The sequence below is a fragment of the Candidatus Eisenbacteria bacterium genome, from assembly GCA_005893275.1.
GTDB lineage: Bacteria > Eisenbacteria > RBG-16-71-46 > SZUA-252 > SZUA-252 > WS-7.
In genome coordinates, this window is sequence record VBOW01000015.1 from 1 (window position 1) to 10,753 (window position 10,753).

The 10,753-nt window shown below is 64.5% G+C and carries 8 protein-coding genes; all 8 read right to left on the reverse strand.

What is annotated here, in order from left to right; all coding sequences use genetic code 11:
- Positions 1 to 345 (reverse strand): type II secretion system protein (locus E6K76_02305; protein TMQ60275.1); only part of this gene is annotated, 345 nt, incomplete at its 3' end.
- Positions 346 to 365: 20 nt separating this feature from the next.
- Complete coding sequence (locus E6K76_02310) at positions 366 to 773, reverse strand: prepilin-type N-terminal cleavage/methylation domain-containing protein (protein ID TMQ60276.1); 408 nt, start codon at positions 771 to 773, stop codon at positions 366 to 368.
- Positions 774 to 1,030: 257 nt separating this feature from the next.
- A complete protein-coding gene (locus tag E6K76_02315; GenBank protein ID TMQ60277.1) occupies positions 1,031 to 2,542 on the reverse strand; it encodes a sigma-54-dependent Fis family transcriptional regulator in 1,512 nt (503 codons plus the stop codon).
- The gene (locus E6K76_02320) at positions 2,436 to 4,163 is read right to left on the reverse strand and encodes a PAS domain-containing protein (GenBank protein ID TMQ60278.1); all 1,728 of its coding nucleotides are present in this window, start codon (positions 4,161 to 4,163) and stop codon (positions 2,436 to 2,438) included. The genes E6K76_02315 and E6K76_02320 overlap by 107 nt, the downstream gene beginning before the upstream one ends.
- Before the next feature lie 8 nt (positions 4,164 to 4,171).
- The gene (locus E6K76_02325) at positions 4,172 to 5,398 is read right to left on the reverse strand and encodes a type II secretion system F family protein (protein TMQ60279.1); all 1,227 of its coding nucleotides are present in this window, start codon (positions 5,396 to 5,398) and stop codon (positions 4,172 to 4,174) included.
- 24 nt (positions 5,399 to 5,422) lie between these two features.
- Entirely contained in the window at positions 5,423 to 6,502 is a 1,080-nt protein-coding gene (locus tag E6K76_02330; GenBank protein TMQ60280.1) for a type IV pilus twitching motility protein PilT, read from the reverse strand.
- A 19-nt stretch (positions 6,503 to 6,521) separates the two neighbouring features.
- The gene (gene pilB, locus E6K76_02335) at positions 6,522 to 8,219 is read right to left on the reverse strand and encodes a type IV-A pilus assembly ATPase PilB (GenBank protein TMQ60281.1); all 1,698 of its coding nucleotides are present in this window, start codon (positions 8,217 to 8,219) and stop codon (positions 6,522 to 6,524) included.
- A 222-nt stretch (positions 8,220 to 8,441) separates the two neighbouring features.
- Positions 8,442 to 8,909: a helix-hairpin-helix domain-containing protein gene (locus E6K76_02340; protein ID TMQ60282.1), complete on the reverse strand. Its 468-nt coding sequence runs from the start codon at positions 8,907 to 8,909 to the stop codon at positions 8,442 to 8,444.
- Between the last annotated feature and the right edge of the window lie 1,844 nt (positions 8,910 to 10,753).

Consider the following 10,753-nt stretch of genomic DNA (forward strand, 5'->3'; position numbering starts at 1 on the left):
GGTCGTTGTGGCCGGGTTCGCACCGAAGACCCCCTGAGCTCCCGGGTCCGCGCCCCACGTCGCGGCGCTGTTCGCGCCGGTGAACGGGTTCTTGGGCCAAGCACCGCTCGGGAAGTTGGCGAGGACGGCGGCGTTGTCCGCGGCCACCGGATAGGTGCCGGTGTTCTTGACCGCGAAGTCTTCGACCGCCAGCTGGAAGCTATGCATGTTCGCCTTCACGCTGGCTTCGCGTGCGCGGTCCTGCATGGCGATGAAGTTCGGAATCGCGATCGCCGCGAGAATCCCGATGATCACAACCACGATCATCAGCTCGATCAGCGTAAAGCCTTTCTGATTGCGAAACATGGTTTCCTCCAATTCCTCGATCAACCGTTGGTCAACGTCAGAGACAGTAGAGCCGCCTTGCCGTAACCCTTGATCGTATAGCCCGTCGTCGCGGCCGGGTTCGCGCCGATGATGCCCTGCGCCGCCGGATCCGCTCCCCAAGCCCAAGCGTCGTTCGCGCCCGAGAAGGGATTCTTCGGGTAGCTACCGCCCGGCATGTTCGCCATCACCGCCGCATCGTCCGCAGCCACCGGATAGGTGCCGTTGTTCTTCACGGCGAAGTCTTCGATCGCCAGCTGGTAGCTATGCATGTTCCCTTTCACGCTGGCTTCGCGTGCACGGTCCTGCATGGCGATAAAGTTCGGAATCGCGATCGCCGCGAGAATCCCGATGATCACAACCACGATCATCAGCTCGATGAGGGTGAACCCCTTCGAGTTTCTCGGCATGGTGTGCTGCACCTCCTTTCGGTCCCGCCGTCCCTGACGTGATCAGCGTCCGTCCAACCGTACCGGACGAGATCAAAGCAACGGACATGCCACGGCGCAAAACGGCCCTTCATGGGACGCTCTCGCTTGCACTTCCGCGTGCGGCGTGGACGGGACCGAGCTCCGGAGATGCGCGTTCCGCGCAGGATGCACGCGGGACGCCGTCCATTCTGCATATTGCATGATTCAACGTCGCGGCGGTCAATTTGCGACCGCTTTCACTCCGACAACATGCCCACACTTTCCTTGAGCAATCCGTACGAGATGAGCTTCCGGTAGAGCGTCGACGGATTGATCCCCAGGATTTCCGAGGCCCGCTTTTTCTGGCCGCCGGTGTGGTGCAGCACCTTGAGGATGTACTCGCGCTCCAATTCCTCGAGCGTGAGATTGGGGTTGTCGATCACCAGGCTCCCGCGGCCCTTTCCGCCCTGGACCACGCGTTCCGGGAGGTCCTCCGGCGTGATGACGCCATCGTCGGTCAGGATCACGGCCCGCTCGATCACGTTTTCGAGCTCGCGCACGTTTCCGGGCCAGTCGTACACCATCAGGCAGTCGCGCGCCTCCTTCGAGATCGTTTTCACCTCTTTCTGGCCCGCGAGCTTCTTCAAGAAATGCTCCACCATCTCCTCGATGTCCTCCTTGCGCTCGCGGAGCGCCGGGAGGCGAATCTGGATCACGTTGAGGCGGTAAAAGAGATCGGCGCGAAAGCGACCCTCGGCGACCGCCCTCTCCAGATCCGCGTTGGTGGCCGCGATCAAACGGACGTCGATCTTCCGGGGCTTGGTGCCGCCGACCGGGATGATTTCCCTTTCTTGTAATGCCCGGAGGAGCTTCACCTGGGTCGCGGGCAGGGTCTCGCCAACCTCGTCCAGGAAGAACGAGCCGCCCCCGGCGACCGCGAGGAGCCCTTCCTGGTCGCGCACCGCGCCCGTGAAGGAGCCCTTCACGTGCCCGAACAGGTTGCTCTCGAGGAGATCCTTGGGAAGAGCGCCGCAGTTGATGGATACGAACGGTCCGTCGGCCCGCCGGCTCATATAATGGATGCGCTTCGCGATCAGCTCCTTGCCGGTGCCGCTGTCTCCCACGATGAGAATCGTCGAATCCGAATCGGCGACCTTCTCCACGAGCTTCAGGACCTTCTGGATTTGCTCGCTGTGCCCGATGATCTCCTTAGTGTCGTCCGTGCGCTTCAACTGGCGCTTCAGGTAGACGTTTTCCGATTGGACCCGACGCATGGCGATCGCGTTCTTGATCACGAGGCGGATCTCGTCGTTCTTCGCGCTCTTCTCGAGGTACTGATACGCGCCCCGGTTGAGCGCCTCGATGGCCGATTTCTGCGACGCGAACGCGGTCCGGATCACGACCGGGATGCTCGGATCCAACTTCTTGATTCCGGACAGCACGCCCAGCCCGTCGATCTCTCCCGGCATCTTGATATCCGTCACGACGACGTCAAAATTCTCTTCCTCCGCCTTCTGGAGGGCGTCGCGTCCCGAGGTGGCCACGTGCACTTCGTATCCTTCCTTGGAAAGAAGGATCGAAAGAAACTGGACCATGCTCTCTTCGTCATCGACCACCAGAATTTTTTCGCCGCTCACCTGATCTACCTCGCTCGACAAGGGGTTACGCCGCGTGGGCGACGGTTCGCGCCGTGCTCGTTGCTTTCGGGATCCACACCCGCATGGTCGTCCCCGCCCCGAGACGGCTCTCGGCCTCCATGGCGCCTCCATGGCGCTCCACAATCCGGTTGGCAATGGCAAGTCCCAGCCCGGTCCCTCCCCGTTTTGTGGAGTAAAACGGCTCGAAAATCAGCTCGATCTCCGGCGCCGCGATTCCGATCCCGTTATCCTGCACTTCGACACAGACGAACGAGGGCGAGGTCCCGCCGGTCTGGACCGACGGCCTCTCGTGCCGCGCGGCGATCCGAACTTCGACCCGGCCGTCGGCCTCGATCGCCTCGAGCGCATTCAGGATCAGATTCATCAGCACCTGCCTCATCTGCTCGGAATCCACGTGCACGTGGACATCCACGCTCCGGCCCGCGAAGCCCAGGGATTTTCCCTCCGCGCTCGGGTGACGTAGCGCGACATCGACCGTCTCCTGGAGCAGCGCGTCCAAGTCCAGCGTCTCGCACTTGAGCGGCCGTTCGCGCGCATAGTCGAGCAGCTCGCGGATGAAGTTGTCGAGACGCTCGGACTCCCTCACGATCAGATCCAGGAGCCTGGCGTTCTCTCCCTTCACCTTGAGCTCGCGCTGCAACACCTCCACCGATCCGCTGATGGGGTTCAGGCAATTTCGGATCTCGTGCGCGATTCCGGCCGAGAGCTCCCCGATCGCCGCGAGCGTCTCGCGCCGGCGGATCCGCTCTTCCAGGGCCCTCACGTCGGAGAGATCCTGGAAGAGACCGATCACCCCGCGCCTCCGTCCGTCCGGATCGCGCAGGAGGCTCGTCGACATGCCGAGCGGCACCTTGGATCCGTCCGGCCTCACGATCGAGATCGCCACGCGGCTCCCTTCCGTTCCCTGCTCGAGCGCCTCACGCACGCGCTCGGTGAACTCCTTGAGGCCCGGTCCGAAGGCGTCCACGTACGGCTGTCCGCGCATCGAGTCGACGGGGCAGCCCGCAATTTCCGACGCCGCACGATTCCAATGCCGCACGATTCCGTCCGCATCCACCGTCACCATCCCGCTCGACATGTTTTCCAAGATGCTCTCCGTGTCGAAAAGCGCGCGGTTCAATTCCTCCTGCGCGTTCTCCAGGGCCCGGCGTCCCTCGTTCAACCGCCGTCCCAAGTAGCCCCCGATCACCCCGACGACAAAGAGGAGCGGCACGTACAAGAGCATCCGCAGCAAGAGCGCCGCGTCGCCCAACCCTTGCGTCAGCCCGTACGGCATCGTCGGCATCAGCCCCTGCCGGCCCGCCAGGTAGAACCCGGCGTAGGCCAGCGAGGAGAGCGCCGCCAGAAGCACCCCGCCGCCGATCGAGAGGAACACCCCCCCGAGGAGCGGCGACAGGAGGTACAGCGGCACGAACTGGCTTTCCGCGCCTCCCGTGAAGAACACGAGATACGACGTCGTGGCCACGTCCACCAGGAACTGGGTGGCCAGCAGGTTTCTCGAGTCGCCGCCGCTCTTCAGAACCCGCTGGTAGGCGAACGCCAGGCCCGCCACCGTGAACAGAAAAAATCCGAACGGGAATTGTCGCTCGTCGCCGAGCGGGCCCCCCGAGAAGGCCACCGCCATCGCGGTGACCAGCCCGAGCAGCGCGACCCGGCCCAGGATGACGGCCTGGACCGCGAGGCCCAGGTCCCGATCCCCGTCGGCCTCCGGGTTTGCGCGACGCGCGGCCATCGGGCGATCTAATGACCGCCCGCGACCACGTTGATCAACTTGAACATCGGCAGGTACATCGCGATCACCATCCCGCCGACAATCGTTCCCATGACGACGATCATGATGGGCTCGATCAGGGAGGTCAGCGAATCCACCGCCGTGTCGACTTCGTCGTCGTAGAAATCCGCGATCCGCGTCAGCATGTCGTCGAGCGCGCCGGTCTCTTCACCCACGGAGATCATCTGCACCACCATCGGCGGGAATACCGTCGATTGGCGAAGCGGCGCGGAGATCGTCTCGCCTTCCCGGATGCTGGATCGCGCGGCCATGATCGCGTTCTCGATCACCCGGTTTCCCGAGGTGCGCGCGGTGATGTCGAGCCCGTTCAGGATCGGAACGCCCGAGGAGATGAGCGTCGAGAGGGTGCGCGTGAACCGGGCCACGGCACCCTTGCGCAGCACGTCCCCCAGAACCGGAATCTTGAGCAGGAGCGTGTCGATCTGGACCCGGCCCTTCTCGTTCAGGTAGTACCGCTGGATCGCCACCACCGCCGCGATCATTCCCCCGATGAGCGCCCACCAGTACGCGCGCAGAAACGAGCTCAGGCCCATGACGATCTTGGTCGGGAGCGGAAGCTCGGCCCCGAACCCGGTAAACATCCTGGCGAAGGTCGGGATGATGAAGATGAGCATGAAGGACGTGGCGAGCACGGCGACCGAAAGCACGACGGCCGGGTACACCATCGCGGCCTTGATTTTCCGCTTGAGCGCTTCGGCTTTCTCGATGTAGGTCGCGAGGCGCTGGAGGATGTTGTCCAGGATCCCTCCCGCCTCCCCCGCTTCGACCATGTTCACGAAGAGCTCGTCGAAGACCTTGCTGTGCTCCTTCTTTCCAAGCGCCTCGGCGAGGGTCGTCCCTGCCTCCACATCGCGCATGACCTGCCCGATGACATGGCGGAACGTTTCCTTCTCGGTCTGCTTGGAGAGAATGTCCAGGCACTGGACCAGGGGGAGTCCCGCATTGATCATGGTCGCGAACTGGCGCGTGAAGATGGCGAGATCGCGGGTCGTCACGCCGGGGCCGCCGAACTTGGGAAGCCCAAGCTTGACGTCCGCTTTCTTCTCGCGCACCGACGAGATGATGATCCGACGCTTGCGGAGCGCGGCGAGCGCCTCGTCTTGCGAATCCAAGGTCAGCTCGCCGGTCTGAATCTCCCCCGCGACCGTCCGGCCTTTCCATACGTACACTGGCACCGCGTTCCCCCTTCTCAGCGCCTCTTAGGCGGTGACGTGGACCCCGACCTTTTCGAGCATCTGCTCCAACTCCTTCACGTCGGAGCTCCGGCCCAGGCTTTCGTCCAGCCCGATCTGCTTGCCGATGTACGCCTGGAACAGCGCTTGGTTCATCGTCTGCATGCCGTGCTTCGTGCCGGCTTGCATGAGGCTGTAGATTTGATGCGTTTTTCGCTCGCGGATGACCGCGCGCACCGCCGGCGTGCAGATGAGGATCTCCGGAACCATCACGCGCCCCGGACCCTTCGCCTTCGGGATGAGCTGTTGCGTCACGACACCCTCCAATACGAACGCGAGCTGCGAGAGGACCTGCTGCTGCTGGCTGCTGGGGAACGCATCCACGATCCGGTTGATCGACTCATACGCCGAATTGGTGTGAAGCGTCGCGAGCACAAGATGGCCGGTCTCGGCGATCGTGAGCGCGGCCGCCATCGTCTCCAGATCCCGCATTTCTCCGATCAGGATCACGTCCGGATCCTGTCGCAGCACGTACTTGAGCGCCGTGGCGAAGGTCGTTGTGTCCGAATTGATCTCTCGCTGGTGCACGATGCATTTCTTGTGGTGGTGCACGTACTCGATCGGGTCTTCGATCGTAATGATGTGGCCGGCCCGGGTGGTGTTGATGAGATCGATCATCGCGGCGAGCGTCGTGGACTTGCCGCTTCCGGTTGGTCCCGTGACCAGCACGAGTCCCTTTTGCTTGGTCGTGAAGTCGCGGATCACCTTCGAAAGGCTGAGTTGATCGAAGGTGAGGATTTCATAAGGGATCTGCCGAATCGCCATCGAGGTGACGCCCCGCTGCAAATAGACGTTGGCGCGGAAACGGCTCAGACCGGGAACGCCGAACGAGAGATCCAGCTCCCGGGTCGTTTCGAACCGCTTTCGCTGCTCCTCCGTGAGCACGCTGTAGGCGAGCTGCTGCGTCAAATTCGGCGTCAGCGGCGGATGCTGCATCGGCATGATGGATCCATCGACACGCACCTGCGGCGGAACCCCCGCAGAAATATGCAGATCGGACGCCCTGAGCTTGATCATCTCGTCCAGCAACTGGCGCAGCGAAACCATGGGCTCCCTCCGTGGCGGCTCAGCGGTCGGCCGCGGTCTCCTTCAACACCTCTTCGGCCGTCGTAATCCCCTTCTTTAATTTGATTAGCGCGTCGCTCCGGAGCGTCAGCATCCCGTCCGCCACGGCCGACTTCTTGATATCGGAGGTGGAGGACCGGTCCAGAATTTGATCCCGGATCTTCGGAGAGACCGGAAAGACCTCGTACACGCCGCTCCGGCCCTTGTATCCGGTGTTGTTGCAGTCCACGCACCCCTTTCCTTCGAAGAATCCCCCTTTGCGCACGTCCTCCTCGGAGAGGCCCAGCTCGCGAACGACTTCCGGGTGCAGCTTGATCTCGGTCTTGCAGGATGGGCACACCTTGCGCAAGAGCCGCTGGGCGCAGATGAGGTTGACCGACGAGGCCACAAGGAACGGCTCGATGCCCATGTCGATGATCCGGTTGACGGTGCTCGGGGCGTCGTTCGTGTGCAGGGTCGAGAGGACCAGGTGGCCGGTCAACGCTGCCTTCGTTGCGATCGAAGCGGTGTCGAGATCGCGGATCTCGCCGACCATGATGATGTTGGGGTCCTGCCGGAGGAAGGCCTTGAGGGAGGCAGAGAACGTGAGCCCCACCTCCTCGTGGATGAGCACCTGATTGATGCCTTCGAGGTTGTATTCGACGGGATCCTCCGCCGTCATGATGTTGGTCTCGGGGACGTTGATCTTCGAAAGCGCCGAGTAGAGCGTGGTCGTCTTTCCGCTCCCGGTCGGTCCCGTCACGAGCACCATGCCGTACGGCTGCGCGATCGCCCGCGAAAAATCGTTGAGCGCCTGTTCCTGGAATCCGAGCTTGTTGAGATCGATATTGAGGTTTCCCTTATCCAGAATTCGCATCACGACCTTCTCGCCGAAGATCGTCGGAAGGCTCGAGACGCGCAGGTCGATGGTGCGGCCGAGAAGGCGGAGCTTGATGCGTCCGTCCTGGGGCACGCGCCGTTCGGCGATATCGAGCTCGGCCATGATCTTCAGACGGGAAATGATCGCCGCCTTCATCCGGAAGGGAGGCGCCATCATCTCGTAGAGCGTACCGTCGATGCGGAACCGGACGCGGAGCAGCTTCTCGTACGGCTCGATGTGGATATCGCTCGCTCCCTTGCGGACCGCATCGGTGATGAGGGAGTTGACCAGCTTGACGACGGGGGCCTGTTCCGCTTCGCCGAGGAGCGTGACGTCGGGGGTCTCGTCCTCCTGCTCCTCGATGACCTCGATTTCGTCTTCCATCCCCTTCATCACGTTCTCGAACGACGCCACCGAATCGTACGCCTTGTCGATCGCCTTCTTGATCGCGGCTTCCGAAGCCACGACCGGCTGCACCTCGAATCCGGTGATGAACTTGATGTCATCGATCGCGAAAATGTTGCTCGGGTTGGCCATCGCCACCGTGAGGCGGCGGCCGCTCCGCGAGAGGGGCACGATCTGGAACTTGTTGGCCACGTCACCGGGGATGAGCTTGCAAACGCTCGGATCGGGGGCGAAATTCGAGAGATCCACGCTGGGAACGGAGTACAGATCGGAGAGGAACTTGGCGAGGTTCTCTTCGGTGATGGCGCCGAGCTTGACGAGCGCCTGGGTAATGCTTCCCCCACCGGACTTGATCTGCTGCTGCGCCTTTTGTAAGGCATCGGGCTGGATGAGCTTCGCTTCCAGCAGCTTCAGGCCGACATTTTCCTGCTGCACGGTTGTCCGTCCTCGACAGTTTTATGTTGGTGGAGCTGGCGGGTCCCCGCGCGTTCCGGCACGGGATGGGCGGGAAGGACTTTCGCAAGTCCGGTGCCAGCATCACGTGGCCGGCGGAATCGACCCGAGGTCGCCGGGAGGAAAGGAATTGCGGGATCCGACCGGAGCCCGCGGAATCACACGGGCCGTGCGCGGGGCACGCTGCGGTGCAAATTGCATCGCTCAAAATCTGTTCAGAGAGTCTCCTGCGACCGGTGCGGGAAATTCGAGGTAGGCGCGGATCCGCTCGAGGATCCTCGGCCCGATTCCTGGGACGCGAAGGAGCGCTTCGGGCGCCGGAAACGCGCCGCGCGCGCGCCGGTCCGCGATGATGCGCGCCGCGAGCGAGGGTCCGATGCCGGGGAGCCGCTCCAGCTCGCCCGCCGTCGCGCGGTTCGGATCGATCCGCCCGACCGGTACGCCTCGCGGAAGGGAGCGCCCCGGTCCCGAGCGGATCGGAGCGGCGCGATCGGATTCGGAATCGGGCGGTGAGGATTCGATGGGGATCACGGTCTGCTCCGCGCGGGAGCCGTCCCGGGACTCAAGCTCGTGGACGAGATCCGCGAAGCGCTCCTCGTGCGTTCGGCGCCATTCGCGAAACGCTCCCCCGATGAGAAGCGCCGCGATCACGAACGCCAGCCCGGCGCGCATCTCCCTTCCCCACACGCCCCGCGCCCCCGATCAGTCCAAGAGATTCCAGACCACGCCGGCATGAACCGCCCTGCCGGGAAGCGGCGACCCGGAGGGCTCGGCCGGATCCCAGATCGCGCTTCCGACCTTGCGGTCGAACGCGTCCTCCACGCGCAGGAACGCCCCGGCCGTGCCGAAGTCCACCGACAGCAATCCGTCCCAGGTCACTTGCGCCGGTTCGCGCACGAGCCCGCGACGCGGCCCTCGAGCGTGGGACTCGATCCCGAATCGGAGCGGCAGATCCCCCTGGAAGAGGACGATGCGCACGTCGACGGCGGCATCCAGGGCGCGGCGCGGAGGGGACCCGCTCCGGGGGGAGAGGGAATCCGGCCCGCCGCGGATCCAGCCCACGCCGCGCGTGCGGATCGGTCCTCGGTGATACTCCCAACCGCAGGCGGCGTGCGACAGCCAGCCCGAGCCCCGCGGCCCCGCGGTCGACGAGACCACATAGGACCCGCCCATCGTGTCCGCGACCACATCCCAGCCGAAGTCGTCGGCCACACGCCGGAACGCGCCGGAGAAATCGAACCTGAGCCCTCGAGCCGCGGTGAGACCCGCGGCCGCCAGGGCTCCCGTGAGCCGACGCGGCCTGAGCCGAGGATCGCCGGAGCGAAAGAGCTGGCTCGGAACGAAGGTCGGGTTCTGCGGAATCGACACGAAGTCCCGGGCTCTCGCGGGGGTCAGAAGATCGACCCAGGAAGGACGGTCGTGGGCCGACTCGAGATCCAACCGGCCGCGAAGCCGTTCCGTGGCGCCCCAGAGGGAGGCCCTCGCGTCGAAAAAGCCGGGCTGGGATTCACGAACGTCGTACGCCGCGTCCATTCCGGCGCCCGCCGCGCGGCCGAGCGCCCGGCGTGCTCCGAGATGGAGACGCGCGTCCTCTCTCCGTGGCTCGAATTCGGGGACCGAGTCGACGCGATAGACGATTTTCTGCGATGCGCCCTCGAGCGTCGCGATCCACGTGAGCGCCGGATCGGGGCGCCAGGCCATCGATCCTTCCACGGCCACCTTGGGGAACTCCCATCGTTCCCGGGAGCCGGCGTCGGGAGAGTTGGCGTCGGGCGAAAGAATCCAGGTCTCCTTGGCGCGTGAGACGCGGAGCCGCCATACGTCGCTCCACCGCTCCCCGTCGCGCGTCGCGCTGAGCTCCACGTGTCTTCGATCCCACTCGCTTTCCGCGCCGAGGGAATCCTGGATCGAGCGCTCGTAGAGAAGACCCTCCAGCTCGATCCGGTGCGCGAAGGCGCGCGCAAGCTCCGCTCTGGCCGCGTATCGCTCCGACACCGTCCCGCTCAGGAGGCCGGGCCCGTTCGCTTGGTTGCGGCTGTAGGAAGCGTAGGCGCGGCGGCGGAACGCGTCGGTTTGAATACGCGCCCCCGTGACCAGCGCGTCGCCGTCCCCCTTCTGGTAGAGGAGCGTTGTCTTGGACGCCTGGGTTCTCGCGGTATCCGTCGCCGACCTCGCGAAGGCCGGTCCCGTGGGACGCGGCCGTGCCAGCGCGTCCGCGGGGCCGTGAAACTCGGGGCGTTCCACGGGATACTCGATCGCGTCGAGATCGAGCGCCTCCACGCCGTCCGCGCGCGGGTCGCCCAGCGCGAAGGCAAGCCACGGCGCGCCCCACCCGAGCGCGCTCGATCCGACAAGAGGCTCGTCGGTCGCACGCTCGGCCTCGTTCCCCCAGCCGTTCAGTCGCAGGGAGCCCCCGCCATCCGGCAGGGCGAGCGATCCCTCGGTCGGACCGAACAGAGGAAGCGGGGTCAAGAGAAGCGGGCGGCGCAGGCGGAGCGCATCCTCGAGCGATGCGA